This is a genomic window from Ruegeria sp. F11 (assembly GCF_056533855.1).
Map to the genome: position 1 here is coordinate 433565 of NZ_JBQFOW010000001.1, position 20927 is coordinate 454491.

The window sequence follows — 20927 nt, forward strand, 5'->3', positions numbered from 1 at the left end:
GGCTCAGCCGGAACAGCTTGCGCCGCCCAACACGCAGAATTTGGCGCAATGGGGGTGGTTCAGGTGCACGTCTGCCTCGGCCTCGGCAAGGGTCGAGCCCATCTCGAACTCGGGCGAATAGGGCAGCAGGGTGCAGGCCAGAACCGCAGGCCTGTCCGCGCCTTTGCGTTTGACGACCATGCGCGCGTTCGAACACATCACGGCGCTTGGGGATTTGTCGAGGATACCCCAGCAGGCGGTGGTGATTTCGGGCACTTCGACGGTCTCGTCCATCTCGGGGAACAGGACGGTCTGGCCCGGATTGTTGGCGTCGATGTCAAAGTCATGTTCGGCGAAGAATGCAGCGTAGCCTTTACGGCTGTCCGAGTCCGTGTCGCCCCAAACGGTGCGCCCGGCGACGGCCATGTTGAAGCCGTTGTCGCGCAACCACTCCATCCCCGTCAGAGTCTTTTCGAAGCTGCCAGCACCGCGTTCTTCATCGTGCAGGTCGGGGCGATAGTGATCGACCGAAATCCGCAGGGTAAGCTTGTCATTGTAGTCGCGCTGCAGATCCAGTAGCCCTTCGCGCATTTTCCGGCGCATCATGGGCTGCATCGCGTTGGTCAGGATCAGAACCTTGTACCCCCGTGCCAACGCCGCGCGGGTCATCTCGATGAACTCGGGGTTCATGAAGGGCTCGCCACCCGTGAAACCGATCTCGCGGATGGGCCAGTTGCGCTGTTCGATTTGGTCCAGATAATCCGAGACTTCTTCGGCGGTGATATAAACCAGCGCATCGTTGGTCGGACTGCTGGCGATATAGCAGTTCACGCATTCGATGTTGCACAACGTGCCGGTGTTGAACCAGAGCGTTTCGGGATTTGTCAGCGCAACCGAGGCCCGGGTTTGGCCATCCGCTGTCACCATTTTGTTTTGAAACTTGCCGACATTAGCAAGCTGAGGGGCGTTGTCTTTCATTCCCGCATCCGGTTCTTTGACGTCATGCCTCTGACTTAGTCGTTTGCGATGGAATTGGTAAGGGCCTCAGGCCGGTCCTGACAGAGTTTTGATGGGCAGAAAATAGCGGACATGATTGCGCTAACATTGGACATGGCGATGGGGGCAAGGTAAGGACAACTCATGGTTTCTCGCGTCATACCCGTTGATCCATTCGATCTGGTCATTTTCGGCGGCACCGGTGATCTGGCGCAGCGAAAGATCCTGCCCGCTTTGTTTCGCAGGTATTGCGCGGGTCAGTGGCCGGATGACGCGCAAATTATCGGTGCGGCGCGCGGGGATCATACACCGGACGCCTTTCGCAAGATGGTCGCCGATTCGCTGGGCCAGCATGCGCCCCGGCGGGCAAAGGACAGCGACGCGCTGAACGGATTCCTGCAGCGGATCGACTACGTGCCGCTGGACGCAATGGCCGGGGATGGGTGGGGCGACCTGGCCGAAAAGCTGCGGGACAACCGCATTCGCGCGTTCTATTTCTCGGTCGGCCCCGGCCTGTTCGGCCCTTTGGCCGAGCGGATCAGGCTGCACGATCTGGCCTCGGACCAGGCGCGGATCGTGGTGGAAAAACCGTTCGGTCATGATCTGGAAAGTGCGCGGGCACTGAACGCGACGCTGGCGGCGCATTTCGATGAAAGCCAGATTTACCGCATCGACCATTATCTGGGTAAGGAAACTGTTCAGAACCTGATGGCGGTTCGCTTCGGAAACATGCTGTTCGAACCGTTGTGGAACAGCCAGTATGTCGACCACATCCAGATCACCGTCGCCGAAACCGTGGGTGTCGACGGGCGCGAGGACTATTACGAACGCGCTGGCGCGATGCGGGACATGATGCAGAACCACCTGATGCAGCTGCTCTGCCTGATCGCAATGGAACCGCCTGCCAAGTTTGACCCCGACGCAGTGCGGGACGAGAAGCTGAAAGTGATCCGGGCGCTGGATCAGGTTGAACCCCATCACATCGTGCGCGGTCAGTTCGCGGCAGGCTCGGACGGGCCGGGCTATCGCGACACCGTGGGCAATCCGCGCTCGACCACCGAAAGCTATGTGGCGCTGCGGGCGCATGTCAGCAACTGGCGGTGGGCGGGCACCCCGTTCTATCTGCGCACCGGCAAGCGGCTGGTGGCGCGGTCGTCGGTCATCAATGTGATGTTCAAGGACGCGCCGCATTCGATCTTTGGGGCAGACGCCGGGCGGCATGCCAACGTGCTGTCGATCCGCTTGCAACCGAACGAGGGGATCACCTTGAAGGTGACCATCAAAGAACCCGGTCAGGGCGGGATGCGGTTGGTTGACGTACCTTTGGACATGAGCTTTGCCGAAGCGCTCGGGCCCGAAAATCAGGACCCGCCCGATGCCTACGAACGGCTGGTGATGGACGTGATCCGGGGCAACCAGACCCTGTTCATGCGCGGGGACGAGGTCGAGGCCGCCTGGGCCTGGACCGATCCGATCATCGCGGGCTGGCAGGCGCGCGGTGATGTGCCCAAACCTTATGACAGCGGCAGTACAGGCCCCGGCGACGCCGAACTGCTGATGAAACGAGACGGTCGCCGCTGGCAGGGAATAAATCCATGAAAATTCAGGAATACGCCGACCAGGACATGTTGGCCATTGATGTCGCAAATGCGCTTGCCGGAGAGCTGGAGGCCGCGTTGCTGCACCACGACAAGGTCGCATTGGCCGTTCCGGGCGGCACGACTCCGGGTCCGGTGTTTGACGTGTTGTGCGCCGCTGACCTGGACTGGGACCGCGTGCGCGTTTTGCCAACAGACGAACGTTGCGTGCCTGCCGACAGCGACCGGTCGAATGAACGCCTGATCCGAGAGAGGTTGCTGACCAACCGGGCCTCGGTTGCGGAATATGTTCCTTTGTACGTGCCGGGTTCCGCCCCTGAATCGGCTTTGGCGGAAATCGAATCCCTGATCGCTCCGGTCATGCCGCTGTCGGTTCTGGTGCTGGGAATGGGTGAGGATATGCACACCGCGTCGCTGTTCCCGGGGATGGAGGGAATACAGGCTGCGTTGGATGCGCATGCGCCGATGCTGGCGGTGGCCCGGACCGATGTTCAACCCGAACCGCGCATCACCCTGACCGCGCCGGTTTTGGATGGGGCCTTGTCGAAACACCTGATCATCTATGGTGCTGCAAAACGCGAGGCCTTGGAACGCGCTATGTCTCTGCCACCTGAACAGGCGCCGATCGCGGCGGTGCTGAGCAGCATGACGGTACATTGGGCGGAGTAGGACCATGCAACTGGACACGTTGAAATCTCTGGCCGCATCTCAGCAAGACCGGCGCTTGCTCGACTTGTTCGATGCCGATCCGAACAGGGCGCAAGGCTTCTCGGCCTCGACCGGTGATTTGCTGTTCGACTATTCGAAAACGCAGATTGATCATGCGGTGCGCGACGCCCTGATCCGGTTGTGCGACGAGGCCGATCTGGCGGGGCGGCGCGAGGCGATGTTCACCGGCCAGAAGATCAATGAAACCGAAGGGCGCGCCGTGCTGCACACCGCGCTGCGCAATCTGGATGGCGGCGCGGTTCAGGTCGATGGACAAAACGTCATGCCGGAGGTTCTGGACACTCTGCAGCGGATGCGGGTCTTCGCCGAAGAGGTGCGCGGCGGGGCGGTTACCGGGGCAGGGGGCAGTTTCACCGATGTTGTGAATATCGGTATAGGCGGCTCCGATCTGGGGCCGGTGATGGCGACCCATGCTTTGGCTCCGTATCACGATGGGCCGCGGCTGCACTATGTATCGAACGTGGACGGGGCGCATATCGCGGATACGTTGCGGCAGTTGGACCCGACGCGGACGCTGGTGATCGTGGCCTCGAAAACCTTCACCACGATTGAGACCATGACCAACGCGCGCAGCGCGCGGGCTTGGATGACGGATGGCGGCGGGGACCCGTCCGCACAATTCGCCGCCGTCTCCAGCGCGCTGGACAAGACGCAGGCCTTCGGCATCCCCGAGGCGCGCGTGTTCGGTTTCGCCGATTGGGTCGGAGGGCGATACTCGGTCTGGGGCCCGGTTGGCCTGCCGGTGATGATTGCCGTCGGCTCTAACGCATTTGATGCGTTCCTGCGCGGTGGTCAGGCGATGGACTTGCATTTCCGGTCTGCCGAATGGGCTGAGAACGTCCCCGTCATGCTGGCCCTCGTCGGGGTCTGGCACCGTCAGGTTCTGGGCCACACCAGCCGGGCCGTTCTACCTTACGATCAACGCTTGCTGCGACTGCCTGCGTATTTTCAGCAGTTAGAGATGGAATCGAACGGCAAGTCCGTCGCGATGGATGGTAGCGCGCTGACCGTGCCATCTGGCCCGGTGGTTTGGGGCGAACCCGGCACAAACGGGCAGCACGCCTTCTACCAACTGATCCATCAGGGGACCGACGTGATCCCCTGCGAATTCATGGTCGCAGCAGAGGGCCACGAGCCCGAATTGGCCCATCATCACCGCCTGTTGCTCGCCAATTGTCTGGCGCAATCCGAGGCGCTGATGCGTGGACGCTCGCTCGACGAGGCGCGTGCCCGCATGGCCGAGAAAGGGCTGCAAAGCGAAGAACTGGAACGGCAGGCGCGCCACCGTGTGTTTCCGGGGAACCGGCCGTCAACGACCTTGATCTACCCCCAACTCACCCCGTTTGTTCTGGGCCAGATTATCGGCCTGTATGAGCACCGTGTGTTTGTCGAAGGCGTTCTGTTGGGCATCAACTCGTTCGATCAGTGGGGCGTGGAATTGGGCAAGGAACTCGCGACCTCATTGGGTCCGATTGTGGATGGGGACGAAAACGCCAGCGATAAGGACGGATCGACCGCCGCGTTGGTGGATTATGCTTTGCGCCATCGCGGCTGACCGCATTCTTATATTGTCAGAAAATTGAAACATTGGCAGGCTCGCGACCAAGGCAGACCGGCGCAGCCACGCGCTGACGATGGGAGGAATGTCCATGCTGGGACAGATGATGACGCAGCCCTTGCTGATTTCGTCGCTGATTGATCACGCCGAACGCTATCACGGTCAGACCGAGATCATCTCGGTTGAAACAGACGGCACTGTGGCTCAGACCAACTGGGCCGGGATTGCGCGCAACGCGCGCCGGATGGGTTCTGCGCTGGTGAAGCTGGGCTTGAAGCCGCAGGATCGCGTCGGCACGCTGGCCTGGAACAACCGTCGGCATTTGGAGATCTACTACGCGGTCTCGGGCGCGGGCTTTGTCTGTCACACGATCAACCCGCGCCTGTTCCCGGAACAACTGACCTATATCATCAACCACGCGCAGGACCGGGTTCTGTTCTTTGATGCAACCTTCCTGCCTCTGGTCGCCGCTCTGCAAGAGCATCTGACCGAGGTGCAGCATTTTGTGCTGATGGGGGCCCGGGACGAGGCCGCGCTGTCTCAGGTGCCGGGGCTGATCTTCTTTGATGAACTGATTGAAACCGGCGATGAAGGTTTTGCGTGGCCCAGCTTTGATGAAAACACGGCCTCGAGCCTGTGTTACACATCGGGTACGACGGGGCATCCCAAGGGTGTTCTTTATTCACACCGATCTACGTTGCTGCACAGCTTTGCGTCGAACACCCGCGATGTGATCGGCTATTCCGCCATGGATGTGGTGATGCCTGTGGTGCCAATGTTCCACGTCAACGCCTGGGGCTCTCCCTATGCCTGCGCCATGTCCGGTTCAAGAATGGTGCTGCCGGGGCCGGACCTGCATGGCGAGGCGCTGGTCAATCTGATCGACACCTACGGCGTGACGCTGGCGATGGGTGTGCCTACTATCTGGCAAGGCCTACTGGCCCATGCCGGAACATGCGGCACCAAGCTTGAAAGCCTTAACCGCACGGTGATCGGCGGCGCGGCGTGCCCGCCCTCGATGATCGAAACTTTCCGTGAGACCTACGGTGTTGACACCGTCCACGCCTGGGGGATGAGTGAAATGAGCCCGCTGGGCACCACGAACTACCCCATGGCCAAGCATCTTGAGATGCCGATTGAGGCCCAGCACAAGCTGCGCGAAAATCAGGGGCGTCCGCCCTTTGGGGTCGAGTTGAAGATCGTCGACGACGACGGTAACGACCTTCCGCATGACGGCGAGACGCAGGGCGACCTGATGGTGCGTGGCCACTGGGTTCTGGACAGCTACTTCCACTTGCAGGATGAGGGCTTGCTGCAAGACGGCTGGTTCGCCACCGGAGACGTGGCGACCCTTGACCCCGATGGCTACATGACGATCCGCGACCGGTCCAAGGACATCATCAAATCGGGCGGCGAATGGATCAGTTCGGTCGAGCTAGAGAACATCGCCGTCGCGCACCCCAAACTCGCCACGGCAGCCGTTGTGGGCGTCCCGCACCCGAAATGGGACGAACGCCCGCTGCTGGTCGCGGTGAAAGCCGAAGGTGAGGATCCGACCGAAGACGAACTGCTGGCCTTTTTCGATGGCAAAATCGCCAAATGGCAGGTGCCGGATAAAGTTGTCTTTGTGGACGCACTGCCGCTGAACGCAACGGGTAAGGTGTTGAAACGTACCCTGCGTGCGGATTTCGAAAGTGCCTTAACTGGCTAGGGTTAAAGGGGAAAATGGCTCCGGCGGTAGGGATCGAACCTACGACCAATTGATTAACAGTCAACTGCTCTACCGCTGAGCTACGCCGGAACGGTTCGCGCCGTATAGCAACCAGATTTCGCGGCGTCCAGAGGGTGGCGGGATGTTTTTTCGGCGATAAAAAACCGGCCTTAGCCAAAGCTAAGAAAATGGGTTCAACTGCTTGGGAAATCTGGCTCCGGCGGTAGGGATCGAACCTACGACCAATTGATTAACAGTCAACTGCTCTACCGCTGAGCTACGCCGGAACTGAGGGGCATATAACAACCCGGATTTTCGGCGTCCAGAGGGGAAAGGCGGGATTCGAGAAAATTTTCTTCGGGTCATGCAGTGCGGTGAAATACGGCAGTTGCAGACAGAGGGCCGTTTGGCGTCACCTGAGATTTTCCTGTCAGATCAACAAGGTGGGCGAAGACGTTGCGCTCGGCTGCGGGCAGAAGGGCGGCTGGGGTGTCGGTGTAGATCCGCTCGGCAAGTTGACGGGCGGTGCCGGGGGCCTGTTCCAAGGCTGCCAGAATTTGCGCCTCGCGCCCCAACCGGTGCTGAATCAGCCAGTCGAGCCGCCCCGCAGGGTCGGTGATCGGTGCGCCGTGCCCGGCATGGAAGACGGACCAGTCTCGCGCCCGCAGGCGGCGGCAGGCGGCCATGAAATCGGTCAGGTCCCCGTCAGGGAGCGAGACCAGTGAACTGGCCCAGCCCATCACGTGATCTGCGGTGAAGCAGGTATCGCCCCAGGCCAGGGCGATGTGGTTGCCCAGATGGCCAGGTGTGTGGATGACCTCTAGCTGCCAGTCATCGCCTTTGATCACCTGTGAATCTGCGACCTCGATATCCGGGCGGAACGCGGTGTCGATGCCCTCGCCACCTCCGGCCAGACCGTTGTGGGCCAGTTGGGTCATGACGTCGCTGCGCCCAGCTTCAGGCCCGCCAAACGCCAGAACCGGAGCACCTGTCCGAGCCGACAGAGGGCCAGCCAGTGGCGAGTGATCCAAATGGCTGTGCGTGACGATGATGTGGCTGATCCGTTGCCCGGGCTGCAGCGCGTCCAGAATCGCCTGCAGATGCGCGTCGTTCAGCGGACCGGGGTCGATCACGGCGATGTCCCGGTCCCCGAGCAGATAGGTGTTGGTGCCGCGATAGGTCATGGGCGATGGGTTCGGTGCAAGAATACGACGCAGCCGGGGTTGCAATTCAATCGCCTGACCCGGCGGCGGGTTGAAATCGTCAGGGGCCTGCATTCTTGTCCTCTTCCTCTCGCCGGGGCAGCCCGTTAGGTTTAGCCTATGTCGTCGCAATGGCTCAAACCCTATATGCCGCGCAGCCTGTACGCACGGGCCGCATTGATTCTGGTTCTGCCGGTGATCGTGCTACTGTTGGTGGTCGGAAATGCCTTCCTGCAGCGGCATTTAGAGGATGTGACAGCGCAGATGGTCCGCGCGACCGTGCGCGAGGTCGATCTGATCACCAACGCCATGGCCGATGTGGAAACGCAGCAGCAGGCGCTGGCCGCCGTGCGCCCCGATCTGGCTGCTTTGGAAATGAAGGTGCGTTTTCTGGGGCTCAACGAAATGCCGGATATCGGCAAACGGCGGTGGTACGATTTCATCGCCCCGCAGGTCGAAATGGACTTGCACTCTCAACTGCCTGACCTGCAGGCCGTGGCGTTGCCCAGCGGTGCGGACGTCCGGTTGTATATCCGGACACATCTGGGCCTGCTCGAACTGACCTTTGACAGGCGACGTTTGTCGCCGACGGCCCCACATCAGTTGATGGTGACGATGGTGTTCTTTGCCATTGTCATGACCTCAATCTCATTCCTTTACATGCGCAACCAGTTGCGCCCGATCACCCGTTTGGCCAACGCGGCGCAGGCGTTTGGGCGGGGGCGCGTCGTTCCCTACACACCCGGTGGCGCGATTGAGGTGAGAGCCGCCGGAAATGCGTTCCTGGATATGCGCGCCCGGATCGAACGGCAGATTGAGCAGCGCACGCTGATGTTGTCCGGTGTCAGCCACGATTTGCGCACCCCGCTGACGCGCCTGAAGCTTGGCCTGTCGATGTTACCCGAGGACGAAGCAGCGCCCTTGCAGCAAGATGTCACAGAGATGCAGTCGCTTCTGGACGCGTTTCTGGAGTTTTCCCGAGGTGCCGCCGAAGGTGCCCCCGAAGAGGTCGAGCCCGAGGCCTTTCTGCGTCAGATCGTCGACGACGCGCAGCGGGCCGGTTATCAGGCCGAACTGGTCAGTGTTCAGGGCGAGGGTACCGCAACTTTTCGCCCCACAGCCATCCGCCGCGCCGTTGAAAACCTGATCGGAAACGCGGTCCGGTATGGCAGCAAGGCGGAGGTCAGCCTGACCCTCAGCGCCAGATCAATGCGCATCCGGGTCGAGGATGACGGCCCCGGCATCCCGCCCGAGCAGCGCACCGAAGCCGTCAAACCCTTTACCCGGCTGGACCCGGCCCGCAATCAGAACAAGGGCAGCGGCGTGGGCCTTGGGCTGGCCATCGTAGCCGACATCGCCCGCGCGCATGGCGGGACATTGCGACTGGCTGAAAGCGAGCGGCTGGGCGGTTTGTGTGCGGATATCGTGATCGGGCGGTAGTCTCCGGTTTCGATCAAGAAGTGCTCTCGAAACCTGTATAAGTATTTGGTTTTATTATCACCATGCGAGCCGCTGCCGGACATGGCATCAGTTTTCAGGGAAAAAGAGAGCGCCGAAATCCGTTTGGAGGCTCATCAAAAGAATGACAAGCGTCAAGAGCACCAAGGTAACAGCGAAGCAGAAGTTGCCCCAGAAGACGGAAGTCTGGATCGTTTTCATCTGCCCCTGATTTCGATCCTTACGGAACGCTGTGCTGTGGCAGATAAAGGCAGTCAGAGCAAAGATGATCGCCATCAAAAAGAAGGCAACCGAAAGCAAAAGCCAGAGTTGATCTGAAATCGCTTCATGGATTTCGTACCACAGCAGCGATCCCAACAAGAATTGAAGAAAGGCGACGAGGAACCAGATGCGGAGCAGAGATTTTGCGACCACAAAACCGAACCTTCGGGCGGAATAGCTGGCCGCAGTAGCGGCCCACGCAAACATCAACGCAACAAATGCCGCCCCGCCATAGACCATCGCTCCAAAGGCGGTGTGCCCGGCTCTCCAAACGTGCCCGGTAAGGTAATCCGACGGAGCTCGGGACCCAAGAGCCACAACTATCAATATCGCCAGGACGCCAGCAAACGGTACCGCCAGCAGGAAAACCCGGTTCAAAAGCGTGACCAATCCGAGAGTGATGACATCCTTGCGCTGCGCACCTATTCGGCTGCGCAAGGTTGCCTCCAACGCGTCAATGCTGTGACCTTTCCCAGCCTCAAGATCCTCGGAACGAAGGTTGTGTGTCTCGAATTCGCTGAACGGCTCTATAACCTCGTCGCTGTCGATCGCGATCGGTATCAGCTTGTTCTCGAAATAGGCGAGGCCGGATTCGGCGATCTGCCAGGGCGAGGGCTTTTCTGGAAAGATGGCAAGCATCAAGTGCGCGTCCAGAACGGATCGCCTGATCTCTTCGCGGAACTTTCGGCCCGCGGTGATCTGTTCGCTCATCCAGACCGACAGGCCCCGGGCATCCAGTATGTCGCGCAGAATGTGCGCGGCTTTCTCGGTTTCCTTGCTCCAGGCAATAAAGACCACGGCCTTGGGCGAGAAGTAGCTTCTTGCGGCAGGCTTTTCAGTTGCTGTCATTTCGGCCCCCTCACGTAAAACCGCGCTGCACGCGCGATGAGTACATGGCTGCCAATCAGAATAGCGTATTTCGGGCCATTTTGCCCGTGCGGCGACCAGCGGGTGCGTCCACGCTTGGAAATGGGGTCTGGAAGTCAGCTCGGACAGCAGTAGGAAGCTTCCATTACGTAGGGAAATCAACGATCTGGCGGTTCTTCTGGTAGGCCCGGAGGGACTCGAACCCCCAACCAAAGCGTTATGAGCGCTCTGCTCTAACCAATTGAGCTACAGGCCCGCCTGAGCGCCTTGGGTATCACGGTGAACGCCCGCGTCAAGCCTGACCGTTGCAACATGTTGCACAATCGACTAACCCGCCCGCAAAGCATTCAAAAGGGATTGGCAATGACAGCGGGCAAGAACGGAATCACCTATGCCGATGCGGGCGTGGATATCGATGCAGGCAACGCGTTGGTAGACCGGATCAAGCCCGCGGCCAAGCGCACCAACCGGCCCGGAGTGATGAGCGGTCTGGGTGGTTTCGGTGCGCTGTTTGACCTAAAGGCCGCCGGGTATGACGACCCGATCCTTGTGGGGGCGACCGACGGGGTCGGCACAAAGCTGCGGATCGCGATTGATACCGGCGTGGTGGATGGCGTTGGCATTGATCTGGTGGCGATGTGCGTGAATGACTTGATCTGTCAGGGGGCCGAACCGCTGTTCTTCCTTGACTACTTCGCGACTGGCAAGCTGGACACCGATACCGCTGCGCGGATCATCGAAGGGATTGCCGAAGGCTGCGCGCAGTCTGGCTGCGCCCTGATCGGCGGTGAAACGGCTGAAATGCCGGGCATGTATCCCGATGGCGATTTCGATCTGGCCGGGTTCTCGGTCGGGGCGATGGAACGTGGCGGCGACCTGCCGGATGGCGTTCAGGCGGGCGATGTGCTGCTGGGGCTGGCGTCGAACGGGGTGCACTCGAACGGATACTCACTGGTGCGCAAGCTGGTGGAGATATCGGGCCTGAACTGGGATGATGCCTCGCCCTTTGGCGAGGGGTCGTTGGGTGAGGCGTTGCTGACGCCGACGCGCCTGTATGTGAAGCCCGCTCTGGCCGCGATCCGGGCAGGGGGCGTGCATGCGTTGGCCCATATTACCGGCGGCGGCCTGACCGAAAACCTGCCGCGTGTTCTGCCCGAAGGGCTGGGCGCGCAGATCGACCTTAACGCCTGGAACCTGCCGCCGGTCTTTGGCTGGATGGCGCAGACCGGCGGGATTGCCGAGGCAGAGATGCTCAAGACCTTCAACTGCGGCATTGGCATGATCGTCGTCTGTGCCGAGGATCGGGCAGATGACCTGGCGGGTCTGCTGTCCGCGGCGGGCGAAACCGTCTCGCGCATCGGGGCCGTGAGGGACAACCCCGGCGTCGCCTATTCGGGCAAGCTGTTGTGAGCCACAAGCGCGTCGCGATCCTGCTTTCGGGTGGCGGGTCCAACATGGTGTCGCTGGTCGACAGCATGCAAGGTGACCACCCGGCGCGGCCCTGTCTGGTGCTGTCGAATGACCCGCAGGCCGGGGGGCTGAAGAAGGCGGCGGATCGGGGCATCGCAACGGCAGTTGTCGACCATCGCCCCTTCAAGGGCGACCGAGCGGCGTTTGAAGCCGAACTGCTGAAACCGTTGCTTCAGGCGCAACCGGATATCGTCTGTCTGGCCGGCTTCATGCGGGTTCTCACCGGCGATTTCGTCCGACAATTTCAGGGGAGAATGCTGAATATTCACCCCTCGCTGTTGCCAAAATACAAGGGGTTGCGCACCCATGCCCGCGCGATTGAGGCGGGTGACGCGGAACATGGCTGTACCGTGCACGAGGTGACTGCCGCTCTGGATGACGGCCCAATTCTGGGTCAGGCCCGTGTAAACATTGAATCCGGCGACACGCCCGATGCCTTGGCGGCCCGCGTTCTGGTGTGGGAACACAAGCTGTACCCCGCCGTCTTGCGCCATTTTGCGAATGGAGACAGGTCGCCTGTTCTGCTGCCCTGATCGCCCGAGGGTGATTTACACTTGGCCGCTATTCGTCCTATGGTCGCGCTTACCGCTCGGGACGAGGAAAAATCGGGCAAACCCCAAGAACAAAAGCAAGACTAGTACGGCGCATGAAAACCCTGACGACGACGCAAGAGCTGGCCGATTTCTGCAAGGCCGCTTCGGACCATCCCTATGTCACTGTAGATACCGAGTTCCTGCGCGAACGCACCTATTACTCGAAGCTATGTTTGGTGCAACTTGCCGTCCCGTCCGAGGGTGAAGGCAACGCGGTTCTGGTTGATCCTTTGGCCGATGGGCTGTCACTGGACCCGCTTTATGACCTGTTCCGGGATGAAAGCGTGGTCAAAGTGTTCCACGCCGCACGGCAGGATCTTGAGATTTTCTGGGTCGAGGCTAACGTTTTCCCCAAACCGCTGTTCGACACGCAGGTCGCCGCGATGGTCTGCGGCTTTGGCGAGCAGGTCGGGTACGAGACGCTGGTACGCAAGATTTGCAAGCAGGGGGTGGACAAAACCTCGCGCTTTACCGACTGGTCGCGGCGTCCTCTGACGGATGCGCAGAAAACCTATGCGCTGGCGGATGTGACCCATCTGCGAAAAATCTACGAACATCTGGCGGCGGAACTGGAAAAGACGCGCCGCAGCCATTGGGTGGCCGAGGAACTGCATATTCTGACCCAGTCCGGCACCTATGACATCCAGCCCGCCGATGCGTGGAAGCGGATCAAAACCCGGACCAACTCGGCCAAGTTTCTGGCGGTCGTGCGCGAGTTGGCGCATTTCCGTGAAGCCTATGCGCAGGAAAACAACGTCCCCCGCAACCGGGTTTTCAAGGATGATGCGCTGATCGAACTGGCCTCGACCAAGCCCAAATCGCAGTCCGACCTTGGCGGGTCCCGCCTGTTGCTGCGCGAGGCGCGCAAGGGCGCGATTGCCGATGGCATTCTGACTGCGGTCAAAAAAGGCGTGAATTGCCCTGCGGATGATCTGCCCCGGGTCGACAACAGCCGTGACAAGCTGAAGGTCAATCCGGCGCTGGCGGATTTGCTGCGGGTCCTGCTGAAATCAAAAACCGAAAGCTCGGGCGTCGCCGCCAAGCTGATCGCTACAAGCGCCGAACTGGATCAAATCGCGGCGGGTGAGCGCGCGGTTCCGGCCATGTCCGGCTGGCGGTTCGAGGTTTTTGGCGAAGACGCGCTGAAACTTTGCGAAGGCAAGATCGCCCTGGCGGCAAAAGGGCAGGCGGTCAAGGTCGTCGCGCTTTAACGCCGCCGCGATTCCAGCGCGTTTTGCTGCCCGACAACGCGCACAAGCCGAACGCTTTCCAATTCCTGCCTTGAGATATTGATGGCGTCCGACACCATGCGTGTCCGCTCGGACCCCTGCGCGGTCTGATAGTTGGGGTAGTTCACGCGGAATGTGTATTCCAGAACGCCGTTCTTTTCGTTCTCTTCCGACGGCACCAGAACCAGCCGTGCGTTATAGGCCCCCTGACGCTGCGCGGTGCCCGAGACATAAACGATCGCGCCCGTGGGCGTTGGATCAATGCGCAACTCGTCAATCTTGGCAATCGGAATGCTTGTGTCTTCCGCGTCGGGTCGCGTAAACAAGCCGCCGCCCTGGCTTTGCTGGGGCACAAGCAGGTTTGGATCGTCGGGCGATACTTCGACCGGCGCAGAGGTGCTTGAGCCGAACCAGTTTGACGGGTTCACCCGCGAGTCGCGCCAGCCGCTGCAGGCAGATAGGGTCAACGTGGCGAAAACGAGAACAGAAACAGATTTTTGCATGGACCCACGGCTATTGGCACTCATTCAGGCAATGGGTTAGCGCATATTCCGTGCCTTGAAAAGCCACGCCAGGGGCTGGACAGGGGGTGATCCTAGGCATAGGTCACAAATTGTGAACGAAACGGAAGGACCGCCGCATCATGGCAACGCCCGCCTTTGAAGACATCGTAGAGGATTTCGAGTTTCTGGAGGACTGGGAAGACCGGTACCGCCACGTGATCGAGCAGGGCAAAGCGATGGAGCCGCTGGACGATGCCTTCAAAGTGCCGGCCACCAAGGTGCATGGCTGCGCCAGCCAGGTCTGGCTGCATCCGGTGATCGAAGGTGGCGAGTTCCGCTTCGACGGCGACAGCGACGCGCTGATCGTGCGGGGGCTGATCGCGGTTCTGAGGTCGCTTTACAATGGCCTGCCCGTGGCCGAAGTGCCAAAGGTAGATGCCGGAGGCGAACTGGCGCGGCTTGGACTGAATGATCATCTGTCCGCGCAGCGCTCCAACGGGTTGCGTGCCATGATCGAACGCATTCGTGAGGTGGCGCAGGAAAACGCCTGATCCTGCACTCGGGTCAGTCCTGAGCGCCGCGTGTGGCCCAATCCGCCAGAGTGACCTCAAGATCGCCATACCCTGTCAGCCGACGTTCAAAGGCAAGACCCATCCGATCCGCAATCTCTTCTGCCCGCGCAGTTAATTCGGGGTCATCTAGCTGCGCCTGATAGACCACTTTGGTGTAATTGCCGAAATACATATCCCGCAGCTCGGGGTGCCGGTCCAAGCCCATCGGTTTCCAGACAAACGCATCGAACTGCCGGGCGAGAAAATCCGTAAGGTAGAAGGCGGTGATTTCGTCTTCCCCACGGTCCGCGAACGCCTCGTTGCCCTCGAAGAAGGAATAGCAGTGCGGGCCTTTGATCATCTCGACCCCCAGACGTTCACACGCGTTTTGCAACAGTCCTCCGGTGCCGCAATCGGCGTAGACGACGAAGATCTGATCGTACTGGTTGCGGTGCTTTTCCACGGCCTCTTCCACGGCCTGGGTAATCTTTTCTGGGTGGATATGCAGGATCGCGGGAAGGCAGGTCAGCGCCATGTGATCCCAGCCGTTACGCTTTTTGATATCCAGAATCTCACGCGCCAGAGCGCCACAGGCCAGCAACAGGATCTGGCCTTTCTTGCCCTGTTCCTGAAAACCATCAGTCGTCAGGCTGGCGTCATCCGGCAAGTGGTCCTGTGGCATTTGAACGTCCTCTTTCTGGTCGCTTGCGCGGAAACGAAAAAGGCCGCCCGGTGACGAGCGGCCCTTGAACGACTTTTGCGTACCGTCAGCCCGCCAGTTGGTTGTGCTTGCGCGACACGAAATCCTTTGCCATTTCCACCGCCACAGCGGCGTCACGGCAATACCCGTCGGCACCGATGGCCTTGCCGAATTCTTCGTTCAGGGGCGCGCCGCCTACCAGAACGATATAGTCATCCCGCAGGCCCTGTTCGACCATCGTGTCGATCACGACTTTCATATAGGGCATGGTGGTGGTTAGCAGGGCGGACATGCCCAGAATATCGGGTTGTTCGGCTTCCAGCGCTTCCAGATAGTTTTCGACGGGATTGTTGATGCCCAGATCGACGACCTCGAACCCTGCGCCTTCCATCATCATCGACACAAGGTTCTTGCCGATGTCGTGAATGTCGCCCTTAACGGTGCCGATCACCATCTTGCCGACACGCGGCGCGCCGGTTTCGGCCAGCAGAGGCTTCAGGATCGCCATGCCGCCCTTCATCGCGTTGGCGGCCAGCAGAACCTCGGGCACGAAAAGGATGCCGTCGCGGAAGTCATGGCCAACAATCGTCATGCCACCAACCAGCGCCTTGGTCAAAACATCGTAGGGCATCCATCCGCGTTCCAGCAGGATGTTCACGCCTTCTTCGATCTCTTCTTTCAGGCCATCATAAAGATCGTCGAACATCTGTTCGACAAGTTCTTCGTCGTTCAGTTCGGACAGGACGATGTCTTCTTCTTCAGACATGGGCATTTCCCTGAGCTGTGCGGGCCATAGCCCGTGGTGGCATTTTTTCCGTTTTGGCCAAAACGTCGCAGCCTGACTGTGACGATTGCGACCTCGGCGGTTTCGGGACCGACCTATACGTTACTTTATTTGGGCATTCGATGGAAACATATGCATGATCATCCTGCATTTGGCTCAGGATTCATCAACTTTCCGGGAAGGGTGGCTATTTGCACCGGACCCGCCGCGTGTTCTGCTGACCCCCGTTGAACCCCTTGTGCGATAAGCCGATTTCGCTTACCGTTGGACGAGAACAAAAAGCGAACATATAAATGACCCAACAGCCCAATATCCGTGGCCGGGGCACGGCGTCCAACGATGCTGGCCGGTTCGAACGGTTTGCCACCATCGCGGCGGATGACGGCTGGGATCTTGAGGAGGATCTGCCCCCGCTGCGCACCGAGGTTCGGGATGAAGTCGCGCGCAGCCTGATCACCTATAACCGCTCACCGGACCTGCCGTTCGACCGGTCGATCAATCCGTATCGGGGGTGCGAGCATGGGTGTGTTTATTGTTTCGCCCGACCAAGCCATGCCTATCTTGGCCTGTCCCCCGGTCTGGATTTTGAAACCCGCCTGATCGCACGACCAAACGCCGCCAACATTCTACGGAAGGAATTGTCAGCCAAATCCTACCGCGTCGCTCCCATCGCGTTGGGGACGAACACGGACCCGTACCAGCCGGTCGAGAAAACCCAACTGATCACAAGGTCATGCCTTGAGGTTTTGCGCGCTTTCAACCACCCAATTGCGATCGTGACCAAAGGCGCGCTGATCGAGCGGGATCTGGATATCCTCGCCGATATGGCCGCCAAAGGTCTGGCGCGGGTTGGGATTTCTCTGACAACACTGGATGCGGGCCTGTCGCGCCGGATGGAGCCGCGCGCGCCGTCGCCGCAGCGTCGATTGACCATGATCCGACGCTTGACCGGGGCAGGGGTGCCGGTCCGCGTGATGACCTCACCCATTATTCCGGGGCTCACGGATCATGAGCTGGAGGATTTGCTTCAGGCCGGAAAAGACGCCGGCGCAGATGCCGCCAGTTGGATCATGCTGCGCTTGCCGCGCGAGGTCTCGGCCCTTTGGCAGGAGTGGCTAGCAGCGCACGAACCGGCGCGCGCGGAAAAGGTCATGTCCCGGTTGCGCGACATGCATGGCGGGCGGGATTATGACCCGCGCTGGGGTCACAGAATGCGGGGCGAGGGCGAGTATGCCTGGATGGTCGCCAAGCGTTTCAAACTGGCGGTGAAACGGTTTGGACTGGCCACAAAGTCTGACCCTCTGCGGTGTGATCTGTTCGCGAAACCGCCGCAAACCGGAGATCAACTCAGCCTGTTCTGAAGTAAGAAGATCAAGGCCGCCCCCTGGTCAAAGCCTTTGCTTTTTCATGTTTTTCTAAAACCTGATTAATTTTTATCCGTTCGTGAACTCAATCACAGTTATTGCGGGCACGCTGGTTTACACCCCGAGGCAGAGGTAACTTGTAAGGAGAAAAAGATGGGGACCCCTAAGCAAATCGAAGCAGCAGCGAAGAAGATGCAGGCAGCAACGGCGGCCTATCACAAATCGCAGCAGGAGCTGGAGAAGGCCAACCGGGATTTGGTGAAATACGATTCCATCATAAAGGGCGGGAATATCTCGCAGATGGCCCCTGCGACAATTGAACTGTCAAAGATCGCGACCAAGCTCGGAACTCTGCACAAGAAGGTCATAGACAATAAGAAAAAGATGGATGAAGCGATCAAGGCGCTGTCCAAGGTTATGCCCAAATAGACAGTTTTTCTGCCAGAACGCGCCTGCCGCTCACGGGCCGTTGCAGGAACTCACACTAACCGTGGAAACAAAAAACCCCGCCGAATGGCGGGGTTTTGCGTTGCCTCTGATTGTGTCAGCGGTTTTCGATATCGACGTAGTCGCGCAGCGTCTCGCCCAGATACAACTGGCGCGGACGGCCGATCTTGTTCTGCGGATCGGCAATCATCTCTTTCCACTGGCTGACCCAGCCAACCGTACGCGACAGGGCGAAGATCGGCGTGAACATCGAGGTCGGGAAGCCCATCGCCTCAAGGATGATACCCGAGTAGAAATCGACATTCGGGAACAGCTTCTTCTCGGCGAAATACGGATCTTCCAGCGCTTCGCGTTCCAGTTCCTTGGCGACCTGCAGCTTGGGATTGTCCTCGATGCCCAGCAGATCGAGCACTTCGTCCGCCGATTGCTTCATCACCTTGGCGCGCGGGTCGAAGTTCTTGTAAACCCGGTGGCCAAAACCCATCAGGCGGAACGGATCGTTTTTGTCCTTGGCGCGCGCAATGTACTCCGGGATGCGATCGACGCTTCCGATCTCTTCCAGCATTTCCAGACAGGCCTGGTTGGCACCGCCGTGAGCCGGACCCCAGAGGCAAGCGATACCGGCCGCGATACAGGCAAACGGGTTCGCACCCGAGGACGACGCCAGACGCACGGTCGAGGTCGAGGCATTCTGTTCGTGGTCCGCATGCAGGGTAAAGATGCGGTCCATCGCGCGGCTGAGGATCGGATTAACCTCGTATTCCTCTGCCGGGACGCTGAAACACATGCGCAGGAAGTTCGACGCATAATCCAGATCGTTGCGGGGATACACGAAGGGCTGACCGGTGTGATACTTATAGGCCCAAGCCGCAATGGTCGGCATTTTCGCGATCAGCCGGTGCGAGGCGATTTCGCGCTGGCGCGGGTCGGCGATATCGGTCGAGTCGTGATAGAAGGCCGACATTGCACCGACGACCCCAACCATGATCGCCATCGGATGCGCGTCGCGGCGGAACCCGCGATAGAAATACTGCATCTGTTCATGCAGCATGGTGTGGCGCGTGATGGTGGTTTCGAATGTTTCCAGGTCCTTGGCGACCGGAAGCTCTCCGTACAGCAACAGATAGCAGACTTCGAGGAAATGAGACTTCTCGGCCAGTTGGTCGATCGGATAGCCCCGGTGCAGCAACTCTCCTTTTTCGCCATCGATATAGGTGATGGTGCTGTCGCAGCTAGCGGTCGAGGTAAAGCCGGGATCGTAGGTAAACACGCCCGCGTCGCTGTACAGCTTGCGGATATCAACAACATCAGGGCCAGCGGTCGGTGAGTGGACCGGCAACTCATACTCTTTGCCATGAACGGTCAGAGTGGCTGTTTTGTTGCTTTCAGTCATGGTTGTCCCTTCTTCATTCATGCGCAGTTCGGCACGCTGTCCGACCTAGCGGGCAACGGCTGCGCGTTTGACGCGCAGTCCGGGTGTTATTGGAGCAGCGTTACCCGATTATGAAGATTGGGTTTAATTCGCTGCGTCAGAAAGACGGGCCAAGGTTTCATCCCGACCCAGTACTAGCATCATGTCAAACACCGAAGGAGTAACCGCGCGTCCCGCCAGCACAGCCCGAAGTGGCCCCGCCAGCTTACCGAACTTTAGCCCCTTTGCCTCGGCAAAGGAATTCAAGGCCTCCTCCAGTTCGTTCCGAGACCAGCTAACATTTTGCAACTGCGGCGTCAATTCTTCCAGTATACCGTCGGATACTGAACCAAGGGCCTTAGCCGCCTTCTCATCCGGGGCGAGTGGGCGTTCTGTCAGTGCAAAATGAGCCTTTTCAAGCAGTTCCGGGAAAGTGCGCGCGCGATCCTTGAGGCAATACATCGCACGTTCCAGATCACCGGATTGTGTCTGTGTGAGAGGCGGCAGGTTCGCTGCAGCCAGGTATCCTTCGATTTCCTGCCGCAATGCAGCATCATCCGAGATCGCGATATGCTGGCCGCACAGGTTTTCCAGCTTTTTCAGATCGAAACGCGCGGGGCTTTTGCCGATTCCCCCCAGGTCGAACCATTCTTTGGCTTGCTCGTCGGTGAAGAATTCCTCGTCACCGTGGCTCCAGCCCAATCGCGCCAGATAGTTGCGCATACCAGCGGCGGGATAGCCCATGGCCTGATATTCCTGCGCGCCCAAAGCTCCGTGACGTTTGGACAGCTTCTTGCCGTCAGGCCCGTGAATCAGCGGGATATGTGCCCAGACGGGGACGTCCCAGCCCATCGCCTGATAGATCATCATCTGACGCGCGGCGTTGTTCAGGTGATCGTCGCCGCGGATCACATGGGTCACCCCCATGTCGTGGTCGTCCACTACAACGGCCAGCATATAGACCGGCGTTCCGTCCGAGCGCAGCAGGATCATGTCGTCGAGTTGATCGTTGCGGATGGTCACATCGCCCTGCACCTGATCGCGGATGACGGTCGCTCCGTCTTGCGGGGTTTTTATGCGGATCGCGAACGGGGCATCCGGATGCGTTAAAGCATCCGCATCGCGCCACGGGCTGCGGAACAGGGTGGATTTCCCCTCGGCGCGCGCTTGCTCGCGGAACGCCGTGATTTCTTCCTGTGTCGCAAAGCACTTGTACGCCTTGCCCTCGGCCAGCAACTGATGCGCGACCTCGGCGTGACGCGCGGCACCTTCGAACTGAGAAATAACGTCGCCATCGTGATCCAGACCCAGCCACGCCATGCCCTGAAGGATGGCGGTAGTGGCCTCAGGCGTTGAGCGTTCCCGGTCGGTGTCTTCGATCCGCAGCAGGAATTTACCGCCGCGCCCGCGCGCATAGAGCCAGTTGAACAGAGCAGTGCGCGCGCCACCGATATGCAGAAAACCGGTGGGCGAGGGGGCAAAACGGGTGACGACCTGATCGGACATTGTGTTGATT

19 protein-coding genes and 3 tRNA genes are annotated in these 20927 nt (G+C 59.8%); 11 read left to right on the plus strand and 11 right to left on the minus strand.

Annotation, left to right across the window (positions count from 1 at the left end):
- Window positions 1-3: 3 nt before the first annotated feature.
- A complete protein-coding gene (locus tag ACR0NJ_RS02175) occupies window positions 4-957 on the minus strand; it encodes a radical SAM protein (protein WP_480815485.1) in 954 nt (317 codons plus the stop codon).
- Window positions 958-1119: 162 nt separating this feature from the next.
- On the opposite strand from ACR0NJ_RS02175, the gene zwf reads away from it, so the two are divergent.
- The 4 genes from zwf (at window position 1120) to ACR0NJ_RS02195 (ending at window position 6571) form a co-directional block, all read left to right on the plus strand.
- A complete protein-coding gene (gene zwf, locus ACR0NJ_RS02180; protein WP_480815486.1) occupies window positions 1120-2574 on the plus strand; it encodes a glucose-6-phosphate dehydrogenase in 1455 nt (484 codons plus the stop codon).
- The gene (pgl, locus tag ACR0NJ_RS02185; RefSeq protein WP_480815487.1) at window positions 2571-3242 is read left to right on the plus strand and encodes a 6-phosphogluconolactonase; all 672 of its coding nucleotides are present in this window, start codon (window positions 2571-2573) and stop codon (window positions 3240-3242) included. The genes zwf and pgl overlap by 4 nt, the downstream gene beginning before the upstream one ends.
- Before the next feature lie 4 nt (window positions 3243-3246).
- A complete protein-coding gene (gene pgi, locus ACR0NJ_RS02190) occupies window positions 3247-4857 on the plus strand; it encodes a glucose-6-phosphate isomerase (RefSeq protein WP_480815488.1) in 1611 nt (536 codons plus the stop codon).
- Between the two features lie 94 nt (window positions 4858-4951).
- On the plus strand, window positions 4952-6571 hold the full coding sequence (locus ACR0NJ_RS02195; protein ID WP_480815489.1) for a long-chain-fatty-acid--CoA ligase: 1620 nt from the start codon (window positions 4952-4954) through the stop codon (window positions 6569-6571).
- Window positions 6572-6586: 15 nt separating this feature from the next.
- On the opposite strand, the gene ACR0NJ_RS02200 is transcribed toward ACR0NJ_RS02195, so the two are convergent.
- The 3 genes from ACR0NJ_RS02200 to ACR0NJ_RS02210 form a co-directional block, all read right to left on the minus strand.
- A tRNA-Asn gene (locus ACR0NJ_RS02200) sits at window positions 6587-6661 on the minus strand.
- A 122-nt stretch (window positions 6662-6783) separates the two neighbouring features.
- Window positions 6784-6858 (minus strand) — tRNA-Asn (locus ACR0NJ_RS02205).
- Window positions 6859-6933: 75 nt separating this feature from the next.
- The gene (locus tag ACR0NJ_RS02210) at window positions 6934-7848 is read right to left on the minus strand and encodes an MBL fold metallo-hydrolase (protein WP_480815490.1); all 915 of its coding nucleotides are present in this window, start codon (window positions 7846-7848) and stop codon (window positions 6934-6936) included.
- A gap of 45 nt (window positions 7849-7893) precedes the next feature.
- Between ACR0NJ_RS02210 and ACR0NJ_RS02215 the strand changes: the two genes are divergently transcribed.
- Complete coding sequence (locus ACR0NJ_RS02215; RefSeq protein WP_480815491.1) at window positions 7894-9213, plus strand: ATP-binding protein; 1320 nt, start codon at window positions 7894-7896, stop codon at window positions 9211-9213.
- An 87-nt stretch (window positions 9214-9300) separates the two neighbouring features.
- Here the strand turns inward: ACR0NJ_RS02215 and ACR0NJ_RS02220 are convergent, their stop codons facing one another.
- Window positions 9301-10341: a toll/interleukin-1 receptor domain-containing protein gene (locus tag ACR0NJ_RS02220; protein WP_480815492.1), complete on the minus strand. Its 1041-nt coding sequence runs from the start codon at window positions 10339-10341 to the stop codon at window positions 9301-9303.
- Window positions 10342-10538: 197 nt separating this feature from the next.
- A tRNA-Ile gene (locus ACR0NJ_RS02225) sits at window positions 10539-10615 on the minus strand.
- Window positions 10616-10722: 107 nt separating this feature from the next.
- Here ACR0NJ_RS02225 and purM point away from each other — a divergent pair.
- The 3 genes from purM to rnd all read left to right on the plus strand — a co-directional run bounded on the left by purM (window position 10723) and on the right by rnd (window position 13633).
- Window positions 10723-11769 carry a phosphoribosylformylglycinamidine cyclo-ligase gene (purM, locus tag ACR0NJ_RS02230; protein WP_480815493.1) on the plus strand — a complete coding sequence of 349 codons (1047 nt, stop codon included), beginning with the start codon at window positions 10723-10725 and terminating at the stop codon, window positions 11767-11769.
- Entirely contained in the window at window positions 11766-12362 is a 597-nt protein-coding gene (gene purN / locus ACR0NJ_RS02235; protein ID WP_480815494.1) for a phosphoribosylglycinamide formyltransferase, read from the plus strand. Before purM ends, purN begins: the two co-directional genes overlap by 4 nt.
- A 113-nt stretch (window positions 12363-12475) precedes the next feature.
- Window positions 12476-13633, plus strand: coding sequence for a ribonuclease D (gene rnd / locus ACR0NJ_RS02240; RefSeq protein WP_480815495.1), 1158 nt, complete (start codon window positions 12476-12478; stop codon window positions 13631-13633).
- Here rnd and ACR0NJ_RS02245 read toward each other — a convergent pair.
- Complete coding sequence (locus tag ACR0NJ_RS02245) at window positions 13630-14154, minus strand: hypothetical protein (protein WP_480815496.1); 525 nt, start codon at window positions 14152-14154, stop codon at window positions 13630-13632. The two genes, rnd and ACR0NJ_RS02245, sit on opposite strands and share 4 nt — an antisense overlap.
- Window positions 14155-14294: 140 nt before the next feature.
- On the opposite strand from ACR0NJ_RS02245, the gene ACR0NJ_RS02250 reads away from it, so the two are divergent.
- Complete coding sequence (locus ACR0NJ_RS02250) at window positions 14295-14705, plus strand: SufE family protein (RefSeq protein WP_480815497.1); 411 nt, start codon at window positions 14295-14297, stop codon at window positions 14703-14705.
- Window positions 14706-14718: 13 nt separating this feature from the next.
- Here the strand turns inward: ACR0NJ_RS02250 and ACR0NJ_RS02255 are convergent, their stop codons facing one another.
- Window positions 14719-15387 (minus strand): DUF1638 domain-containing protein, encoded by a 669-nt coding sequence (locus ACR0NJ_RS02255; RefSeq protein WP_480815498.1) that lies wholly within the window; start codon window positions 15385-15387, stop codon window positions 14719-14721.
- A gap of 85 nt (window positions 15388-15472) precedes the next feature.
- Window positions 15473-16171, minus strand: coding sequence for a corrinoid protein (locus ACR0NJ_RS02260; protein ID WP_480815499.1), 699 nt, complete (start codon window positions 16169-16171; stop codon window positions 15473-15475).
- A 311-nt stretch (window positions 16172-16482) separates the two neighbouring features.
- On the opposite strand from ACR0NJ_RS02260, the gene ACR0NJ_RS02265 reads away from it, so the two are divergent.
- Both ACR0NJ_RS02265 and ACR0NJ_RS02270 read left to right on the plus strand, forming a co-directional pair.
- The gene (locus ACR0NJ_RS02265) at window positions 16483-17550 is read left to right on the plus strand and encodes a PA0069 family radical SAM protein (protein ID WP_480815500.1); all 1068 of its coding nucleotides are present in this window, start codon (window positions 16483-16485) and stop codon (window positions 17548-17550) included.
- 156 nt (window positions 17551-17706) lie between these two features.
- Window positions 17707-17982 carry a hypothetical protein gene (locus ACR0NJ_RS02270; RefSeq protein WP_480815501.1) on the plus strand — a complete coding sequence of 92 codons (276 nt, stop codon included), beginning with the start codon at window positions 17707-17709 and terminating at the stop codon, window positions 17980-17982.
- Window positions 17983-18097: 115 nt separating this feature from the next.
- On the opposite strand, the gene gltA is transcribed toward ACR0NJ_RS02270, so the two are convergent.
- Window positions 18098-19393 (minus strand): citrate synthase, encoded by a 1296-nt coding sequence (gltA, locus tag ACR0NJ_RS02275; protein WP_480815502.1) that lies wholly within the window; start codon window positions 19391-19393, stop codon window positions 18098-18100.
- Between the two features lie 123 nt (window positions 19394-19516).
- Entirely contained in the window at window positions 19517-20917 is a 1401-nt protein-coding gene (gene gltX / locus ACR0NJ_RS02280) for a glutamate--tRNA ligase (RefSeq protein WP_480815503.1), read from the minus strand.
- Window positions 20918-20927: the final 10 nt, after the last annotated feature.